Annotated in this window: 19 protein-coding genes; 13 read left to right on the top strand and 6 right to left on the bottom strand. The window is 39.8% G+C overall.

What is annotated here, in order from left to right; genetic code table 11:
• Positions 1–85 precede the first annotated feature (85 nt).
• The 5 genes from secF to queA all read right to left on the bottom strand — a co-directional run bounded on the left by secF (position 86) and on the right by queA (position 5,765).
• Complete coding sequence (gene secF / locus ACNART_RS04695; RefSeq protein ID WP_198619343.1) at positions 86–1,054, bottom strand: protein translocase subunit SecF; 969 nt, start codon at positions 1,052–1,054, stop codon at positions 86–88.
• Between the two features lie 10 nt (positions 1,055–1,064).
• Positions 1,065–2,912, bottom strand: coding sequence for a protein translocase subunit SecD (gene secD / locus ACNART_RS04690; RefSeq protein ID WP_109371754.1), 1,848 nt, complete (start codon positions 2,910–2,912; stop codon positions 1,065–1,067).
• Between the two features lie 32 nt (positions 2,913–2,944).
• A complete protein-coding gene (yajC, locus tag ACNART_RS04685; protein WP_006535133.1) occupies positions 2,945–3,280 on the bottom strand; it encodes a preprotein translocase subunit YajC in 336 nt (111 codons plus the stop codon).
• An 85-nt stretch (positions 3,281–3,365) separates the two neighbouring features.
• Positions 3,366–4,508 carry a tRNA guanosine(34) transglycosylase Tgt gene (gene tgt / locus ACNART_RS04680; protein ID WP_036911729.1) on the bottom strand — a complete coding sequence of 381 codons (1,143 nt, stop codon included), beginning with the start codon at positions 4,506–4,508 and terminating at the stop codon, positions 3,366–3,368.
• 183 nt (positions 4,509–4,691) lie between these two features.
• Entirely contained in the window at positions 4,692–5,765 is a 1,074-nt protein-coding gene (gene queA / locus ACNART_RS04675) for a tRNA preQ1(34) S-adenosylmethionine ribosyltransferase-isomerase QueA (protein ID WP_099074190.1), read from the bottom strand.
• A gap of 107 nt (positions 5,766–5,872) precedes the next feature.
• Here queA and ACNART_RS04670 point away from each other — a divergent pair, with 107 nt between their 5' ends.
• The 13 genes from ACNART_RS04670 to ACNART_RS04610 all read left to right on the top strand — a co-directional run bounded on the left by ACNART_RS04670 (position 5,873) and on the right by ACNART_RS04610 (position 18,827).
• Positions 5,873–6,460 (top strand): ACP phosphodiesterase, encoded by a 588-nt coding sequence (locus ACNART_RS04670; RefSeq protein WP_109372071.1) that lies wholly within the window; start codon positions 5,873–5,875, stop codon positions 6,458–6,460.
• A 495-nt stretch (positions 6,461–6,955) separates the two neighbouring features.
• Positions 6,956–7,558 (top strand): peroxiredoxin C, encoded by a 603-nt coding sequence (locus ACNART_RS04665; RefSeq protein ID WP_072069413.1) that lies wholly within the window; start codon positions 6,956–6,958, stop codon positions 7,556–7,558.
• Positions 7,559–7,855: 297 nt separating this feature from the next.
• Positions 7,856–9,616, top strand: a complete 1,761-nt coding sequence (ggt, locus tag ACNART_RS04660) for a gamma-glutamyltransferase (RefSeq protein WP_198632088.1) — start codon at positions 7,856–7,858, stop codon at positions 9,614–9,616.
• 271 nt (positions 9,617–9,887) lie between these two features.
• Entirely contained in the window at positions 9,888–10,139 is a 252-nt protein-coding gene (locus tag ACNART_RS04655; protein ID WP_198619340.1) for a helix-turn-helix domain-containing protein, read from the top strand.
• 3 nt (positions 10,140–10,142) lie between these two features.
• Positions 10,143–10,463 carry a HipA N-terminal domain-containing protein gene (locus ACNART_RS04650; RefSeq protein WP_198619339.1) on the top strand — a complete coding sequence of 107 codons (321 nt, stop codon included), beginning with the start codon at positions 10,143–10,145 and terminating at the stop codon, positions 10,461–10,463.
• Between the two features lie 631 nt (positions 10,464–11,094).
• Complete coding sequence (locus tag ACNART_RS04645) at positions 11,095–11,724, top strand: ferredoxin-like protein (RefSeq protein WP_006535141.1); 630 nt, start codon at positions 11,095–11,097, stop codon at positions 11,722–11,724.
• 52 nt (positions 11,725–11,776) lie between these two features.
• Positions 11,777–13,879: an aldehyde ferredoxin oxidoreductase gene (locus ACNART_RS04640; protein ID WP_109371762.1), complete on the top strand. Its 2,103-nt coding sequence runs from the start codon at positions 11,777–11,779 to the stop codon at positions 13,877–13,879.
• Between the two features lie 22 nt (positions 13,880–13,901).
• Entirely contained in the window at positions 13,902–14,615 is a 714-nt protein-coding gene (locus tag ACNART_RS04635; protein ID WP_232799373.1) for a YdhW family putative oxidoreductase system protein, read from the top strand.
• A gap of 66 nt (positions 14,616–14,681) precedes the next feature.
• Positions 14,682–15,353: a 4Fe-4S dicluster domain-containing protein gene (locus ACNART_RS04630; protein ID WP_109371766.1), complete on the top strand. Its 672-nt coding sequence runs from the start codon at positions 14,682–14,684 to the stop codon at positions 15,351–15,353.
• Positions 15,350–16,147, top strand: a complete 798-nt coding sequence (phsC, locus tag ACNART_RS04625; RefSeq protein ID WP_109371768.1) for a thiosulfate reductase cytochrome B subunit — start codon at positions 15,350–15,352, stop codon at positions 16,145–16,147. Before ACNART_RS04630 ends, phsC begins: the two co-directional genes overlap by 4 nt.
• A 25-nt stretch (positions 16,148–16,172) precedes the next feature.
• The gene (gene ydhT / locus ACNART_RS04620) at positions 16,173–17,141 is read left to right on the top strand and encodes a protein YdhT (RefSeq protein ID WP_198619336.1); all 969 of its coding nucleotides are present in this window, start codon (positions 16,173–16,175) and stop codon (positions 17,139–17,141) included.
• Positions 17,142–17,257: 116 nt separating this feature from the next.
• Positions 17,258–17,551, top strand: a complete 294-nt coding sequence (locus tag ACNART_RS04615) for a helix-turn-helix domain-containing protein (RefSeq protein ID WP_198619335.1) — start codon at positions 17,258–17,260, stop codon at positions 17,549–17,551.
• Positions 17,541–18,827, top strand: coding sequence for a type II toxin-antitoxin system HipA family toxin (locus tag ACNART_RS04610; protein WP_198619334.1), 1,287 nt, complete (start codon positions 17,541–17,543; stop codon positions 18,825–18,827). Before ACNART_RS04615 ends, ACNART_RS04610 begins: the two co-directional genes overlap by 11 nt.
• A 61-nt stretch (positions 18,828–18,888) precedes the next feature.
• Here the strand turns inward: ACNART_RS04610 and brnQ are convergent, their stop codons facing one another.
• Entirely contained in the window at positions 18,889–20,226 is a 1,338-nt protein-coding gene (gene brnQ, locus ACNART_RS04605) for a branched-chain amino acid transport system II carrier protein (protein ID WP_198619333.1), read from the bottom strand.
• Positions 20,227–20,335 lie beyond the last annotated feature (109 nt).

The following is a 20,335-nucleotide window of genomic DNA, read 5'->3' as shown; positions in this document are numbered from 1 at the left end:
CAGTGTACCTGTTCAGTGAACAAAAAACACCCTGTCAGTATACACTGGCAGGGTGTTTGCGATGTTTTATCAGAAAAACGCTCTATTATGGTAAGAGTGTTGTCTGATCTGCACCCTCTTTTTCCACTTTTTGTACAATCAAGTGTTCACGTTTCATTCCCATTTTCAGTGCTAATGCAGAAGCCACATAAATAGAAGAAATAGTACCGATTGAAACACCGATTAACATAACTAAAGAGAAGCCTTGAAGCATTGAACCACCAAAGATGTACAGCATTAATACAACTAATAATGTTGTTGCTGATGTCATGATGGTACGGCTTAATGTCTGTGTAAGAGAAACGTTCATAATTTCATATGATGTTCCTCGACGAATTTTACGGAAGTTCTCACGAATACGGTCTGATACAACGATACTATCGTTTAGTGAGTAACCGATAACAGACATCAATGACGCTACAATGGTTAAGTCAACTTCTATGTGGAACAGTGAAAGAACACCCAGTGTTATCACTACGTCATGCGCAAGTGCAATAACTGCACCTAACGCCAAACGCCACTCAAAACGGAATCCAACATAGATAAGAATACAGATAAGTGCAGATAACAACGCCATTGCACCTGTTTGAGCCAATTCACTACCAACACTAGGCCCCACAAATTCAATACGTTTTACCACAGCATCGTTATCAACTTTAGCATTGATGACATCGATGACTTGCTTACCTAATTCTTGACCAGCCTGTCCTTCAACAGGAGGCATACGCACCATAATATCGCGGCTGCTACCAAAGTTTTGTAATAGAGGATCTTTAAAGCCTGCTGCATCTAGGCTATCACGCATTTTATCAAGGTCGGCTGGTTGACTGAGATTGATCTCAATTACTGTACCACCTGTAAAATCCAGTCCCCAGTTAAATCCTTTCACGGAAATGATAGCAATTGACGCTATCAAAAGCAGAAACGAAATACTAAAGGCGACGTTGTCCCAACGCATAAAGTCAATGACTCTACGACCATGGTTTAATTGTTCAACAGTATAATCCTGTGCCACAACGTGCTCCTTAAATAGACAGTTTCTTAACGCGTTTACCACCATACAACAGGTTTACAATCGCACGAGTACCGACGATAGCGGTAAACATGGATGTTGCAACCCCGATTGCAGTTGTGATAGCAAAGCCTTTAATTGAGCCGGTGCCGACTGCATAAAGGATCACAGCTGTAATTAATGTGGTTAAGTTCGCATCAATAATACTGGAGAAGGCACCTTTATAACCTTCATGGATTGCTTGTTGTACTGATCGACCATTACGTAACTCTTCTTTGATACGTTCATTTATCAGTACGTTGGCATCGACGGCGACGGCAAGTGTTAATACGATACCTGCAATACCCGGCATAGTCAGTGTTGCGCCTGGTAATAGTGACATTACCCCAACGATTAACACTAAGTTTGCCATTAATGCAGTACTCGCAATCACACCAAATTTACGATAATAAATTATCATAAAGGCAACAGACGCAATCAGACCCCATAAACACGCTTCTAAACCTTGGGTAATATTTTGCAGCCCCAAAGTTGGACCAATCGTTCTTTCTTCAACGATTTGAATAGGTGCAATCAACGCACCAGCACGTAATAACAGAGACAATTGACGTGCTTCATTCGCATTTGAAATACCCGTAATACGGAAGCTATTTCCTAAACGACTTTGAATATTCGCAACGTTGATCACTTCTTCACTTTTAACTAATACAGCTCGGTCATTCTCATCACGTTTACCGCTGTCTTTATACTCTACGAACAATGTTGCCATCGGTTTACCGACGTTGTCTTTCGTAAAGTTAGACATGATAGAACCACCCGCGCTATCAAGTGAAATATTCACTTGAGGTTGACCATATTCATCAGCTTGAGAAGTTGAGTCAGTAATGTGGTCACCCGTTAAAATAACGCGTTTATAAAGAATGGTTGGCATACCTTCACGGGTATATTTCACTTCTGAGTCACCCGGAATACGACCCGTTTCTAAAGCAGAAGGATCAACAGTGGTATTGACTAAGCGGAATTCTAATGTTGCTGTCGCACCTAAGATTTCTTTAGCGCGAGCGGTATCTTGGATACCTGGTAATTCAACAACAATTCGGTCAGCGCCTTGACGTTGAACTAATGGCTCTGCAACACCTAACTGGTTAACACGATTACGTAAGATAGTGATGTTTTGCTGTACTGCATAAGTACGCGCATCACGTAAACGTTCGTCAGTAAAAATAGCTCTTAACGAGTTATTTGCGCCATCTCTAAAAATGAGATCTTGATTACGACGAGTTAGGTAATCTGAAGCTTTAGCGCGATCATCCGAATTACGGAAACGGATTTCAACGCCATAGTTATCCGTTTTACGGATAGATGAATACGGAATGCCTTCATCACGTAATAATGTACGTAGACTTTCAACATTTTGTTCCTGAAGTTTACCTAACGCGGTTTCCATATCGACTTCCATCAAGAAGTGAACACCACCACGTAAGTCTAACCCCAGTTTCATCGGCTCACCGCCAATGGCTTCTAACCATTTTGGTGTTGCCGGTGCAAGGTTAAGTGCAACAATGAACTGGTCACCTAATGCAGGCAACAACACTTCGCGGGCACGTAACTGAATATCAGGGTTACCGAAACGAGCCAAAATCGCACCATTTTCAAGTGCAATAGATTTCGCTTCAATTTTTTCTTTATCTAATAAAGATCGAACTTGATCCAGTGTTTGCTCATTGGCGGCGGTTCCCCGCGCGCCAGTGATTTGAACAGCCGGATCCTCACCATATAGGTTAGGAAGTGCGTAAAGCAGACCGATGAGGATAGCGGCTATCAACATCAGGTACTTCCACAAAGGATAACGGTTTAGCACGGCAGTTCCCTTTTCCCTTTGGGGAAATGTTATTAAATAGCTTTCATTGTGCCTTTAGGTAATACAGCGGCAACAAAGTCACGTTTGATAGTTACTTCAGTTGTTTCATTCAGAGCAACAACGATATAGCCGTTATCTGAAACCTTAACAACACGACCAATTAAACCACCAGTCGTTAAAACTTCATCACCTTTACCAATAGAATCCATCAGTTTACGATGTTCTTTAGTACGTTTTTGCTGTGGACGTAGGATCATAAAATAGAAAATCAGAATAAAGATCACTAACATCGGTAAAATAGACATAAAGCTAGCTTCAGGTGCTGCTTGTCCAGCAGAAGCAACAGCATCAGAAATGAAAAAACTCATTCACTTTTCCTCATTGTTGTCGATATCGACGATATTCAAGTTATAAGCCCAATATCATACACAGAATTGGGCTTTCTCGTATACATTATTCACACTTAGTCGCACTGCCATTTAGCGGTGGGACGGGTTTTCCAATACGTTCGTAGAATTCGTGTACAAACTCTTCAAAACGCGAGTCTTCAATAGACTGACGAATTTCAGCCATCAAACGCTGATAATAACGCAAGTTGTGGATAGTGTTCAGCCTTGCACCTAAAATTTCGTTACAACGATCAAGATGATGTAAATAAGCACGGCTATAATTTTTACAGGTATAGCAGTCACAATGTTCATCAAGCGTTGATGTGTCAGAGCGATGTTTCGCATTACGAATTTTAATCACACCATCAGTTACAAACAGATGACCATTTCGTGCATTTCGTGTTGGCATAACACAGTCAAACATATCAATACCACGACGAACACCTTCAACTAAATCTTCTGGTTTACCGACACCCATTAAATAACGCGGTTTATTCGCAGGAATTTGAGGGCAGACATGCTCTAAAATACGATGCATATCTTCTTTAGGTTCACCGACCGCAAGGCCGCCGACAGCGTAACCGTCAAAACCAATTTCGACTAGTCCTTTTACGGAGATATCGCGTAAATCTTCGTAAACACCGCCTTGAATAATACCGAATAATGAATTTTTGTTATTAAGTTCATCAAAGCGCGCACGACTACGTTTAGCCCAACGTAATGACATCTCCATTGAGTTTTTCGCATAATCCCAATCGGAAGGATATGGCGTACACTCATCAAAAATCATCACAATGTCAGAACCCAAATCATATTGGATTTCCATTGATTTTTCTGGGCTTAAGAAAATCTTTTCACCATTAATAGGGTTACGGAAATGCACACCCTCTTCTTTAATTTTACGCATTGCGCCTAAACTAAAGACTTGGAAGCCGCCTGAGTCCGTTAAAATAGGGCCTTGCCATTGCATAAAATCATGTAAATCACCATGTAACTTCATGATTTCTTGACCCGGGCGTAACCATAGGTGGAAAGTGTTGCCTAAAAGAATTTGTGCACCTGTTGCTTTTACTTCTTCAGGAGTCATTCCTTTTACTGTGCCGTAAGTACCCACTGGCATAAATGCAGGTGTTTCAACAACACCTCGTTCAAAAATAAGGCGACCGCGGCGAGCATTACCGTCGGTTTTGTCTAATTCGTATTTCACTAATCCTCCAAGCATCAGAAAAACAGTCCAATGCGCAATAAAAAACAGCACATTCTAATCATTTGTTAGACGGCTGTATATGTTACTTCAACAAAAACCCGTGCTTAGTCAAAGGGATTAAGCAATAAAATTGAAATAACAATTCATAAAATGAAGAAAAACGTTAAAAAGAATAATAAATCTTTATTCTTGTCCTACTTTTTCATTGATAGCTAAAGGATTACAAGTAATAAACATCGCATCACCATAACTGAAAAAACGATACTCTTGCTCAACCGCTTCTTTATAGGCATTCATGGTATTTTTATACCCAGCAAAAGCAGAAACCAGCATGATTAAAGTCGATTCAGGCAAATGGAAATTCGTAATCAATGCATCAATAATTTGATATTGATAACCCGGATAAATAAAGATTTGGGTATCATCGAAGAAAGGTGCTATTAACGCATCTTTTGTTGCCTTAGCCGCACTTTCTAACGAACGAACAGAGGTTGTCCCCACAGCGATCACTCGATTACCACGCGCTTTACACGCTAATACAGCATCAACCACTTCTTGTGGTACTTCTGCGTATTCAGAATGCATTGTGTGTTCTTCGATATTATCAACACGCACTGGTTGGAAAGTTCCCGCCCCTACATGCAGTGTGACAAACGCCATCTCAACACCTTTTTCTTTTAAGGCTTGAAGTAATGGTTCATCAAAGTGTAATCCCGCAGTAGGTGCTGCAACAGCGCCTGGACGCTCATTATAAACCGTTTGATAAAGCTCTTTGTCGGATTCTTCATCCGGACGATCAATATAAGGAGGCAAAGGCATATGCCCAATACTATTAAGAATAGTTAGAACATCTCTTTCATCATCAAAGCGAATTTCAAAAAGTGTATCATGACGTGCAACCATAGTTGCTTGTACACTTTCATCTTCACCTAGCACAAGCGCAGCGCCTTCTTTCGGTGATTTGGAGGCTCTAACATGAGCAAGGACGCGATGTTCATCAAGCATACGCTCAACTAGTACTTCGATTTTACCACCTGACGCTTTACGTCCATAAATACGCGCAGGGATCACCCGCGTATTATTAAAAACCAGTAGATCACCGGCATTTATTTTATCTAACACATCGGTAAAAATACCGTGTGATAAAGCACCAGTCTCACCTTCTAAAGAGAGCAAACGACAACCACTGCGTTGAGGTTGTGGATAGTGAGCAATCAAGGCTTCTGGCAATTCAAATGTAAAGTCTGATACACGCATAATTAAACGACTACTTTCATAAAAAACAGGCGGACTAGTCTAGTGCTGCCAGCTTATCAGTGCAAGAAAGAAGCCCTTTTTTATTCAAAAAGCGCTATGATGATGTGATGAATTATCTTGCTCACTTACATCTGGCCTTTAGGGCAAAAAGCTCTCTATTAGGCAATATGATGGCCGATTACGTTAAAGGCGCACCTAGCTCTGATTACAGCCAAGCTGTTATTGAGGGCATTCGCATGCATAGACGCATTGATGTGCTTACAGACACTCACCCATTAGTCAAGCAAGCTCGCCTTTTATTTCCTGATGAATATCGCCGAGTTTCACCAATTACCTTAGATGTTTTTTGGGATCATTTTCTTTCTTTAAATTGGTTGAAATTTGAACCAGATTTACCGTTGATTGAATTTGTTACCAAGACCCGAAATATTATTGAACCTGATTTATGGCAAACACCAGAAAAATTCCAAGAGCTTAATGAGTATCTATGGTCACAATCTTGGTTAATTCGTTATGCTGACAAGGCATATATTGCTCAAACATTGAAAGGAATGGCAAGAAGAAGACCACGATTAAGTGCACTAGCTGGCTCTTATATTGTTCTTGAAACCCACTATGACGAACTAAGTGAAATTTTTTGGCAGTTTTATCCACAATTGCTAGAAAGAGCACAACATCACCAACTTGATGACTGATACATTTAACTACCATATTGAGTTTCATCTTTTTGTCATATTGTAGAATTACATTTGATATATCAAAGAGATGCTAAGTCAATTTATCATGTTATTCGTAACGATTTGTTAACAAGCATAGTATTCATTTCCAAAGTTGATTAGAATGAATCGTTATACAAGGAGTCATAAATAATCCTACTTTATTGTATTAAGTTGATAGTTATAATCTATCAAATAGATTGTTCTGTTTAACTTTATCAATAGCGATTGATTATTTATGCTGTATGCATCATTTAAAAACAGGGTATACCCCTTGAATTTACTCTAAATAGTTCGAGGTGTAGCTAGGCGACAAGTGAATAAGTCGCTAAGAGCATACAATAGTATGTGACTAGTGCGAATGAGTCTCTAGGAGCGTACAATAGTATGTGACTAGTGCGAATGAACGCAGTCAACAACGCTACAACTTGAAATATGACGAGTACAAACTCTTTCAATCTACAGGAGTACATTATGGTTCTGGTTACTCGCAAAGCCCCTGATTTCACAGCTGCTGCCGTTTTAGGTAATGGCGAAATCGTTAATGATTTCAACCTGCATTCATTTATCAAAGGCAAACCTGCCGTTATTTTCTTCTGGCCAATGGATTTCACTTTTGTTTGCCCTTCAGAGCTGATTGCATTTGATCACCGTTTTGAAGAATTCAAAAAACGTGGCGTTGAAATCATCGGTGTTTCAATGGACTCTGAATTCGTTCATAACGCATGGCGTAAAACCCCAATTGATGATGGCGGTATTGGTGAAGTTAAATACCCAATGGTTGCTGATATCAAACATGACATCATCAAAGCTTACGGCATCGAACACCCAGAAGCAGGCGTTGCTCTGCGCGGTTCATTCCTGATTGACAAAGAAGGTGTTGTTCGTCACCAAGTCGTTAACGATCTACCACTTGGTCGTAATATCGATGAAATGATCCGTATGGTTGACGCACTGCAATTCCACGAAGAACACGGCGAAGTTTGCCCTGCACAGTGGGAAAAAGGTCAAGAAGGTATGGGCGCATCTCCAGACGGCGTTGCTAAATACCTGAAAGCAAACTCTGGCAAACTGTAATATTCCAGTAAGCTACTATTTTTCTAAAAGCCTGTGAAAACAGGCTTTTTTTATTTATTCAGCACTTATCTATTTATTTCTTATCAACTCTATTTATTACTGCAATTAGTTATACTCAAGCTTATTGTTTACCTGCTTAAAGATAGTTTTGTGATCATCACATCAAAAAAAATTCTCATCACCAATAACCTCTCTCTATACTTATTGTTACGCAATTGTTAATTCGTATTAATAACAGCGTAAAACTCTATATTTGTATTTATTAAATATAACTCCCTGTTATAAATGGAGATAATAATGATTACTATAAAAAAGACTCACCTGCTGTTACTCACCGCCCTTTTTTCACATTCACTTTATGCTGCCTATGAACCCGCGGTTGAAGCACAACATGGTATGGTTGTCTCTTCTCAACATTTAGCATCACAAGTCGGGAATGATATTTTACAAAAAGGGGGGAATGCGATTGATGCCGCCGTTGCAGTTGGTTATGCGCAAGCTGTCGTAAATGCCTGCTGCGGTAATATTGGTGGCGGTGGTTTTATGACAATACACCTTGCTGATGGCACAAATACCTTTATTAATTTCAGGGAAACCGCGCCTGCCACAGCGTCTAAAAATATGTATTTAGATAAAGAAGGTAACTTAATTAAAGGTGCCAGTTTATATGGCTATCTCGCTTCAGGTGTACCTGGTACGGTAAAAGGGCTTGATGCTGCATTAGAAAAATACGGCACCCTTTCACGCCAAGAAGTGATGGCACCTGCGATTAAACTTGCAAGAGAAGGCTATATTTTAACGCGTGCTGATACCGATGTATTAGAAACAACAACAGAGCGCTTTAAACAAGATCCTGAATCGGCAAAAATTTTCTTAAAACCAGATAGAACACCATGGCAACCTGGTGATCGCTTAATTCAGACTGACTTAGCCAATACGCTTGAGCTTATTGCAGAGCAAGGTGCAGAGGCTTTTTATCAAGGTAAAATTCCTAAAAAAGTAGAAGAAGCCTCAAAACAGCATAAGGGAATGCTAACTAAAGATGATTTCGCAAACTTCACTATCACCGAGACCAAACCTATCACCTGTACTTATCGGGGTTATGAATTTATTTCTGCACCACCACCCAGCTCAGGCGGAGTCACTATCTGCCAAACATTGAATATTTTGGAAGGCTATGATCTTAAATCGATGGGCTTTAATTCAGCTGAATATGTTCATACACTAACGGAAGCAATGCGTCACGCTTATATGGACAGAAACACTTTTCTTGGCGATCCTCAATTTATTAATAATCCAACAGAAAAGTTACTCAGTAAAACTTATGCCACTGAAATTCGCCAACAAATAAAACCCAATAAAGCTACTCCATCAGAAAATGTACAACCTGGTATTGCACCTCATGAAAGCCCTGAAACAACACACTACTCAGTTATAGATAAAAATGGCAACGCAGTTTCAACCACTTATACTATAAATGGTCGTTTCGGTGCCGTTGTTATTGCGCCAGGAACGGGGTTTTTCCTCAATAATGAAATGGATGATTTTACAACCAAAGTTGGCGAGAAAAATCTCTATGGCTTAGTACAAGGTGAACGTAATAGCATTGCCCCATTAAAACGCCCATTATCATCAATGAGCCCAACCATTGTGACGAAGGAAGGCAAACCCTTCTTAATATTAGGATCACCGGGAGGCTCACGAATTATCTCAATCACCTTACAAACAGCACTTAATATCATTGAGTTTGGTATGCCACCGCAAGAAGCCGTTAATAGCCCTCGCATTCATCATCAATGGCTACCTGATGAGGTTTATTATGAACAACGAGGGTTATCAAAAGACACGTTAGAAAAACTTTCTACCATGGGATATAAAATGGTAGAACAAACTCCATGGGGAGCTGCTGAATTGATTATGGTTGGACTCCCCGGAGAAGAAGGCGTGATCCCAACTTCATCAGGCAATGATTCTGCTGTTTCTGGAGCAGTGCGTGAAGGTTATATTTATGGATCAAATGATGTGCGCCGCCCTGCTGGTAAAGCTGTGGGTTACTAATATCTAAATTCACTAATTTCAAAAAAATAAAAATGAAGTCTCCCCAGCAGTTGGACAACCAATTACTGGGGGTTTTTATACCCAAATACAATCGATATTTGAAAATCACCTTTGCGAATCAATGCATAGCAGTCGAAACATCTCTAAAACCTTCATCATAACGCCCCTGAATAGGTTAAAACCGCTTTATCCGCTTTAGAGACTCATTTTATCCCTTACAAGGGATATATTGATTTTATCTCCTATAGGGGATATATCATCGGAGGTCAAAATGAAGGTGACAACACCAGCGATGCTGTCTGCTGCAATGCGTGATAAACGCAAGCAAAGTAAACTTACCCAAGCACAAACCGCAAAACAAGTCGGTATCAAGCAAACCACCGTCTCTGATTTTGAGAACAAACCCGAATCAACAAAACTCGAAACGTTATTCAAAATTCTCGCGTCTTTGGATCTGGAGCTTCATGTCGTGAAGCGAGGTTCAACCCTGAATGAGGGTAAAACTTGGAGTAAGGAGTGGTAAGTAATGAGAACTCAGGTATTGTCTGTTGCAATGAATGGGGATTTGGTTGGTACTCTGTACAAAAATACTGATGGTGGAATGTCATTCCAGTACGCAGAGGGATGGTTAGAAGAGCCTGGTTCACGAGCAATTTCATTATCACTGCCTTTGCAACACGGACGTATCACCGGAAGTGCAGTTTACAACTTTTTTAGTAACCTCCTGCCTGATTCCGAGGCGATTATTGACAGAATACAGGCTCGCTTTCAAGTAAAGACTGACCATCCTTTTGATTTGCTCGCCGCCGTGGGTCGTGAATGTGGGGCTTTAAACCAAACGCTTTAGTGATTTTTAGCTTTATCAATATCTCTTTGTTGTGTTGTTACCACAAAAGAAACCTTCTCTTAATTAGATAAGGTTTTTCTATTATAAAAATGATCTAGTCATGGTTTTACAATTTATTCATATTTACAGCTATTAATAATAATCAAAACTCATATTTAATTTAATCGATAATTAATATCGAATATCAATTTGTTATTAAAATAATAACATCAAATAAAATACAAGAACAAATCACCTTTAATTTAGTTTCAATAATAGAATATATATAAATAGTAGTTATTCTCTTTCGTAATTACAGATAAAAATAATAATCATTTAATTAAATAAATTAAATAACACGAATTGTTTTTATTTCTATGATAGTAATCACAGAATAAATTTTTTAATAACCACACTATCAGAAAGGATAATAAAAATACGTAAAAAAAATGATATAACACATTGTAAATACAAATATTTAACATTTTCTTACAACGTGTTTTTTAATCATAAAAAGAGTTGAAATCTATAATCTATCTGCTAACGATACCGTTATTATATTTTTATATAACGATAAGGCAAGCGGGTAAATAAAGAATTTATCATCACAACTTATTTCTTAATAAAATTAGTTAAGCGGAGATAAATATTAATGTCTGATACACATCATCGTCCAATATTAGATATTGGGCTATCAAGACTAGAGTTTCTGCGAATATCCGGTAAAGGGCTTGCAGGGATCACGATAGCACCCGCATTGCTTTCTCTTTTAGGTTGTAAGCAAGAAGAAATAGACAGCGGAATAATTCAATTAACCACAACACCTAAAGGCGTTTTAGTCACAAATAGAGCGCGTTGCACAGGATGCCACCGCTGCGAAACAGCATGTACAACATGGAATGATGGAAGCGTTGGATCATTCTTCTCACGTACCAAAATCCATCGTCACTTTTATTTTGGTGATAAAGGTATTGGCTCCGGTGGTGGACTTTATGGCGATTTAAACTTTACAACGGATACATGCCGCCAATGTAAAGATCCTGAATGTATGAAGGTCTGCCCAGTCAAAGCTATCCGTTATCAAGAAGAGTTCGGCTGTATTGTCGTTGATACACGTCGTTGTATTGGTTGTGCCGCCTGTACAACAGCTTGTCCGTGGATGATGGCAACCGTCAACCCACAAACTAAAAAATCCGGCAAATGCAATTTATGTGGTGAGTGTGCATCAGCGTGCCCAACAGGTGCTCTGCAAATCATTGAATGGAAAGAAATTACTGTTTAATAAATCCAGACAATCACATCACTGAACCACATTTAGATTAGGAAGCAATATTATGACTAACGGCTGGACTGGAAATATTCTAAGAATCAATTTAACTACCGGTGCCATCACACGTGAAAGCTCAAGCAAGTATAAATTCTTGATTGGTGGTATGGGCTTTGGCTACAAAATCATGTACGAAGAGGTTGCTCCCGGCGTTAAACCTTTTGATGAAGAAAACAAAGTTGTTTTTGCAGTAGGTCCTTTAACTGGATCTGGCGCACCTTGTAGCTCTCGCGTCAATATCACCTCTCTTTCCACCTTTACTCGTGGCAACCTCGTTGTTGACGCTCATATGGGTGGGTTTTTCGCAGCATGGATGAAGTTTGCAGGCTATGACTCTCTGATTATTGAAGGTAAATCAGATAAACCTGTTTGGATCCATATTGATGATGACCAAGTTTCTATTGAAGATGCCTCTTTCTTATGGGGTAAAGGCGTTCGTCAAACCACAGAAGAGCTGTGCGCACAAACTAGCCCTGAAGCCTGTGTTGCCGCAATTGGTCCTGCGGGTGAAAACTTAGTCCCGTTATCTGGCATTATTAATAGCCGTAATCACAGTGGTGGTGCGGGTGTTGGTGCAGTGTTAGGCGCAAAAAAATTAAAAGCGATTGTTGTCGAAGGTAGCCGAGGCGTTAACGTTGCAGATCGTAAAGCGTTAAAAGAACTTAACGACTACATGATGACGCAATTAATTGGTTCTAATAATAACCACGTTGTACCAAGCACACCACAATCATGGGCTGAATATTCTCATCCAGGTTCTCGCTGGACTGCACGCAAAGGACTTTTCTGGGGTGCGGCTGAAGGCGGACCTATCGAAACGGGTGAAATTCCTCCTGGTGATATCAATACCGTTGGTTTTAGAACCATGAAATCCACCTTTGACCTTGGTCCTGAAGCTGAAGAATACACGGTCAAAATGGGAGGTTGCCACTCTTGCCCTATTCGTTGTATGGCGCAGCTTAATGTTCCACAAGCGAAAAAATTTGGTGTACCGCAAACTGGGGGTAATACCTGCGTTGCAAACTTTGTTCACACCACCATTTTCCCTAATGGCCCTAAAGATGTTGAGAAAAAAGGGGATGGCAACGTTGTTGGTAATCTCGTTGGTCTGAATATTTTTGATGATATGGGATTATGGTGTAACTACGGTCAACTCCATCGTGACTTCACTTATTGTTATACCCACGGCGTCTTTAAACGTGTGCTTTCTGAAGAAGAATATAACGATATTCCTTGGGATAAACTGGAAGAAGGTAACCCAGAATTTATCAAAGATTTCTATTACCGTTTAGCGCATCGTAAAGGTGAATTTAGCCACCTTGCCGATGGATCTTACCTGATGGCTCAGCGTTGGAATTTAGGTGAAGAGTATTGGGGTAACAAGAAAAATAAACTTTGGTCACCAATGGGCTTCCCAATTCACCACGCCAATGAAGCCTCTGCACAAGTTGGTTCTATCGTTAACTGTATGTTTAACCGCGACGCGATGACACATACCCATATCAACTATATCGGTAGTGGTTTACCGCTGAAATTGCAAAAAGAGATTGCAGGTGAGCTATTTGGCTCTGGTGATGCTTTTGATGAAACCAAAAACTACACACCAATTAATAAAGCAAAAATTGCTTATACCAAATGGACTCTCTTACGTAGTTGCTTACACGATGCCGTCACTTTATGTAACTGGGTATGGCCGATGACGGTTTCCCCTCATAAGAGCCGTAACTATCGTGGTGATCTTGAAATGGAAGCCAAATTCTTCACGGCGATCACAGGTGAACCAACCACATCTAAAGATTTGGATTTAGCCTCAGAGCGTATCTTCACCTTACACCGTGCTTATACCGTTAAATTAATGAACACTATGGATATGCGCAATGAGCATGACCAAATCTGTTCATGGGTATTTGATAAAGATCCTGATATTCCTGTCTTTACTGAAGGTACAGACAAAATGGACAGAGAAGATATGCAGCTTTCTCTCACCATGTTCTATGAAGAAATGGGCTGGGACCCTAAATTAGGTTGCCCAACAAAAGAAACTTTAGTTCGCCTTGGATTACAAGATGTTGCAGATGATTTAGCGTCTCGTGGTTTATTACCAAGTTAATAGGTAAAAGAAGGAGATCATGATGATAGAACAAAGTGCATCGGCTTCTATACCACAAGATATCGCTGATGATGCAGATATTGCTTTAGAGCAACCTGATATTTCTCGTCGCCGTTGGTTACTGCCACTATCAGAAACCGGTGTTGGACGTAGTGCTAACACCTCAACGGATATCGTAGAAGAACCCGTTGCAGAGATAGCAGAATTATCTGCCGAACAACATCTAGCGAATGCGATACGTCAATGTTCAAAAGAAGGTGAACTATTAGCAATTTCAACGCTGTATGATGCGCCCTATTCTCTAACAGAAGAAGATATTGCGCAGTTAGAAACCGCGTTAAAGAGCGACGAGTTTATTGATATCGCCCATTTAAGTCTCAATGGCGAGGATTATTTCTACTCAGATGAATTTATGTCAGATAACTTCGCACAACTGCAATTACTAAACCGCTATGCGGATATTTGTACAGCAATTGCAGGTGTGGTTCGTTTTGAATGTGAAACCTATCCTCGACCATTGAAACAAAGCATGTTGATGTCTGAACCTTTTCAGTACACGGCTTCAGAGATTGAAGATGCACTGACACTGATGAAAACTCACCCTGATTTTCAGGATATTCAGCAAGTTTTAGCGTCCAACGATGCCCCTTATCTCTTTAGCAATACGTTAATGAGTTACGGCAAAGCACGAGGCTTAACTGAATGGATTGAGGTAGAACAACATGAAAATCCTTAACGTTCTGCCTTATCAACGAAATTCGATGTGGGTATTACAACATCATCAGACTGAGGAGCAAAAATAATGCGTGTTTCTCGCCGTAAATTTGTAGCAGGTATGGGATCGGTCATTTTTTTCAGTGCGCCACTAGGAAGTGCGCTTGCAGCAACTGCAGAAAAAAAACCTATCCGCTATGCCATGATCCACGATGAGACGCTCTGTAATGGCTGTAATATCTGTGCCACTGCATGTCGTCGATTAAATAAAGTACCCAATGGAATGGCTCGAATGGATATTGCTCATATTCCATTAAGCCTCAAAGAAGATAACGATAAATACCATTTCTTTAGACACTCTTGCCAGCAATGTGAAGACGCCCCTTGTATCCCAGTTTGTCCTACGGGTGCTTCTTGGCGTGATGAAACCAATGGCATTGTTCGTGTTAATAAAGAGAAATGTATTGGTTGTAGCTATTGTATATCAGCATGCCCATACCAAGTCCGTTATCTTAACCCTGTGACACATGTTGCTGATAAATGTGATTTTTGTCTTGAGTCTCGATTACAAAAAGGTTTCCCACCGATTTGTGTGAGCGCTTGTCCACAAAATGCCTTGTTATTTGGTAGAGAAGACAGCCCTCAAATTCAAGAATGGCTCAAAACACATGATTACTATATCTATCAACTCGATGGCGTAGGAAAACCACATCTCTATCGTCGTGTAGGGCCTCATTCTCAAGAGGAGGGTAAAGTATGAGTGCAGTTAATATCATGCCAAATGCCGAGCAATTTCAAGCCTCACTAAAAGAGTATGTCTTAATCTATACGCCTGACTATTTACCACTTTGGTTAATTGTTGCAGGGGTGCTCTTAGTGGGGATGTTGCTTGTTCTCGCACTGCATGGCTTCTTGCGTTATCGCTTTGCCACACCACACGGTGAGTCTCATAAAGAAGAGAAGCTCTATCTTTACTCTAAAGCAGTGCGTTTGTGGCACTGGAGTAATGCCTCTTTATTTATTCTGTTGCTTCTCAGTGGTGGTATTAACCATTTCGCCCTACTTTCTGCACACGATACGGCATTATTAGTTAGCGTGCATGAAATCTGTGGTTATCTACTATTAGTTTGCTGGTTATCCTTCGTACTGATTAACCTTGTTGGTGGTAATGGCAAGTTTTACCGCATTGATGGCAAAAATTGGTTACAACGCACCTTAATGCAAGTTCGTTTTTACCTCTACGGCATTATCAAAGGCGAAGATCACCCCTTCCCAGCAACACCGAATGTTAAATTTAATCCACTGCAACAAATGGCTTATTTAGGTGTGATGTACGCATTAGTCCCACTCCTTTTGATAACGGGCGTTTTACTGCAAAATCCAGCATTTATTCCTGCTGATGCAGTGATGTTTAAAGCATGGCTATTGATCGCACACCAAGTATTAGCCGTATGTAGTGTCTTTTTTATTCTTGGTCACCTGTATCTGTGTACAACAGGCAGAACCCCGTTCCAAACATTTCGCAGTATGGTTGACGGTTACCACAGACACTAATTGATACATGGATTAAGGAGCTTACATGTCAGTCCCTTCAAAGGAAAATATCACATTAACAAAAGAAGACTTACGACAACTGCATGTTTCAACTTCACTTTATCGTTGGTTTTTACGTTATTTTCCTGATGGAGGCACTTACAGTGCTATCCATAGTGAGTTAATAAAACAGCGCCGTACACAGTGGATAGAGAGTTTTATTCAATATATTTATTTACGTCATTTTAGTGAAGCATCCTTTGCCAAACAGGAACAAGAAGTCATGGAAAACATCTTGTTCCTGCTCGGCAATGAACAACAACAAGGCGTGTCATTACAACGCCTGCCATATCACAATACTTTGCCAACATCTGAAAATATTCAATTTTCTACCGAATGGCATCAATTGATCTTAAAAAGTCAGCAATTAAGTACCGATCTTGCTTTGTGTGGGAGTAATAATATTGTGGCTTTTTCTGGCGATGAAAACAGCATTGCCAACACAGGTTATAGTAATCAATTGATGAATACGGGTTTTGCAGGAAAAGTATGTAATACGGGTAATCAATGTCGTATTGGCAGCTTAGGTGGACGCTCTCGCATTTGTAATAGCGGCAATGATGTCAAAATTTATGCCTCTGGTAATGGTGTTCATATCGCAAACAGTGGCATGCGTAATTTTATTACTGCCTCGCAAGATCGCGCGAAAGTCACTAACACAGGTGATTTAGCACAAATCAACGTAACCGGACAAAACTCTGTCGCGATTAATACTGGTGATAATTGTAAAGTCACGGTATCTGGCGACGACAGTATTTGTATCTCAACAGGTAATCTACATCAATTCTGCTTAGGAAAAGGCGGTAGTGCAGTTATTGCTTATCATGATGGCAATCGCACTCGTTTTAAAATTTTCTATGAAGGTGAAGATGATATTGTTGCTGGAGTTCATTATTATTTAGATGAAAACCAACAGCCTGTGGCAGAAAAACAGTATTCTACAGATAAAAATTAATGAGCAATCTAAGCTAAACTGTTTGCTCTACTCTTAAATCAAATAGATACTATAATGTCCAAAATAGCTATTTTTTGCTATAATTAGACATTATAGTATCTATTTGAGGCTAACAAATGAAACTCACATTACTTACTGATCTCGATGTTAGTCGAGCCTTTGCCTCTCATTTACGAAAGTTGCGTGAAAAAGAAAAATGGTCACGCGAACAACTTGCCGAGCGTAGTACAGTTCCTGCTTCAACTATCAAAAAGTTTGAATTACAAGGTAAAATTTCACTACGCCAGTTACTGTTACTTTGGCAATGCCTTGATGATTTAAATAATCTTTATGCGGTTGTTGATCCTAAGAAAGTAAATAAACCACGTATGCCAAGGACTATTGAAGAGGTATTACAAGATGAGTTTTAAGCCAATCCAAAAGCTAAATGTGACACGGACGTTATCTACAGGTGACTCTGTTTTAATGGGAACATTGGTACAAAACCATAGTGGTGTATTTTTTCAATATGATGCGCATTACCTAACACAATTTGGTAATAGTTCACCTTTTAATCTACAGAATAATACGGATTTACAAATAGCACCTAAAAAACCTCATGGCAATTTGCAAGGGCTTTTCTCAGATAGTTTACCTGATGGATGGGGACGCTTATTGCAAGATAGAATATTCCGCCAACATGGTATACAACCGCATGAAATTACAACGATGGATAGGTTAGCCTTTGTTGGTAATAAAGGTATGGGAGGATTATCTTATTTACCAGTCTCTGACTATCAAATAGATGAACAGTTTGAAGTTGATTTAATTAATTTAGGTTTAGAAGCACAAGCTGTATTTGATGGTCAAACGGAAATTGTTTTATCTGAACTTGCTATTGTTGGTAGCTCCGGCGGAGCTAGACCTAAAGCGTTGCTTTATTTTAAGCAAGGGGATTTTAATCAATGTAAAACGTATGAAGAAGAAGGTGATGAATCATGGCTGATCAAATTTACGTCTAAGAACTTACCTCTTGGCCACGATGAAGGGCTATGTGAAGCGATCTATCTCATCCTAGCAAAAGAGCTAGAGCTCAATCCCCCACAATGGCAACTTATTGATGTTCCTAAAAACAGTGATGGAAAATCTTGGTTAGCGCTAAAACGCTTTGATCGTGTCACAAATAGCTCAGGTAAATCAGGGCGTTTAATCATGCACAGTGCATGCGGATTATTAGATGCTGATTTTAGGCTACCTTCTTTGGATTACGAAGATTTAATCAAAGTAAACCGCGTACTATGCAAATCAGTTTCAGCCGGACAACTCCAGTTTAGACGAGCTATTTTTAATCTATTCGCTTCTAATCAAGATGATCACAGTAAAAACTGGTCATTTCTACAATATGATGATGGGCACTGGGAGCCGGCACCTTTTTATGATGTGACCTATAACCCCAATCCAAGAAATGAGCATATCACTTCATTTGGCGGGTATGGTAAAAAGCCACCATTAAATACAATAAAGCAGCTTGCTGAAATAGCTGGTTTTGAAAGTTGGCAACAAGCACAAGCGTATATTCATCATACCGTTGATGTTATTGCTCGATTCTCATCACTTGCCAAAGAATATGATGTATCAAAATTAGTACAAACAGATATAGAAAAAACACTGGCTGACCGTTTAAAAGAGAACCAGCACTTACTTTAATTCCAACAAAAAGGGAAACTTTCGTTTCCCTTTTTATGTTTAAATCAATGTGCTTTATCGCTTATTTAGTCACTTCAGTCTGGATCACTTTTTTACTCGGTGAGCCTGCAACCTTATCGTAAATACCACACACAACAATTGTCACCAATACAGGAATGAGCCATGCTAATCCCTGCTCACTTAATGGCAATTTAGTTGCCCACTCTGGTAATAAATGTTTCAGATAATCAGAGGCTTTTATTGCATCAAAAATACCGAAAAATAAGCTAACAGCCATCGCTGGCGCGATAATACGGCTTGGATTATTCCACAGACGTAAAGTGAAACTCATCAAAATAATCACAATACAAGGTGGATAAATCATAATCAGCACAGGAATCGAAAACGCAATCAGTTTACTTAATCCTAAGTTTGAAACAACCGCTGAGAATATCGCTAAAATCAACACTAATGTACGGTAAGAGATGGGCAAATAACGGCTAAAAAATTCAGCACATGCACAAGTTAAACCAACTGCCGTCACCATACAGGCTAAGAAAATCAGTAGAGCAAGGAAGAAGCTACCGAAGTCACCAAAAGTGTACTGAACATAGGCGTGTAAAATATCAGCACCATCTTGCGCCCCTGGAATAATGCTCCCACTGCTAGAGCCTAATTTAAACAAGCTTAAGTAAATAGCTGTTAATAATACGCCCGCAATAATACCCGCCCACATAGTGTAACGTGTTAATAATGAAGAGTTATCTATTCCACGAGAGCGGGCAGCATTAACAATCACGATACCAAAAACCATCGCCCCCAAGGTATCCATGGTGAGATAACCATTGATAAACCCTTGAGTGAAAGCCATTTCACGATAAGCATCTGTGGCAGGGATCACGCCACCAGCAGGCCAAAACACCGCAGCCACACCTAATACTGCTAATGCCAGAATTTTAATAGGCGCAAGAATATGACCAACACTATCTAATAACTTACCGGGATAAAGTGAAATACCAATCACAATTAAGAAATAGGCAATGCTATAAATCAGCAATGACATTTCTGTATCACCCACTAAAGGGGCAATACCCACTTTAAAAGAAACCGTTGCAGTACGAGGAGTTGCGAAAAGAGGTCCAACAGCAAGATAGGCAACAATAGCTAATAATAATCCCATTGATTTACCAATAGGTGTGCTTAATGCCTCGATACCACCACCGACTTTTGCTAATGCGACAACCGTTAAAACAGGTAAACCTACCCCTGTGATCAAAAAGCCAATTGCTGCTGTCCAAACAAATTCGCCTGATTGTAACCCCACCATTGGAGGAAAAATAATGTTGCCAGCGCCAACAAAGAGGGCGAATGTCATAAACCCTAATGCCAGAATATCTCTGGAAGTTAATCTATGTGCCATAAGTTTTGTTAATATATAGTTACAATAATGGTTAAATTACGCCAATATAGCGCAACATAAAATCAACAATATCTATTTAGGCTCATACCATCATTATTCAGGATAATGT

The sequence above is a fragment of the Proteus sp. LHD240705 genome (assembly GCF_047921555.1).
Lineage (GTDB): Bacteria > Pseudomonadota > Gammaproteobacteria > Enterobacterales > Enterobacteriaceae > Proteus.
This window is presented reverse-complemented; position numbering and strand designations above follow the sequence as displayed.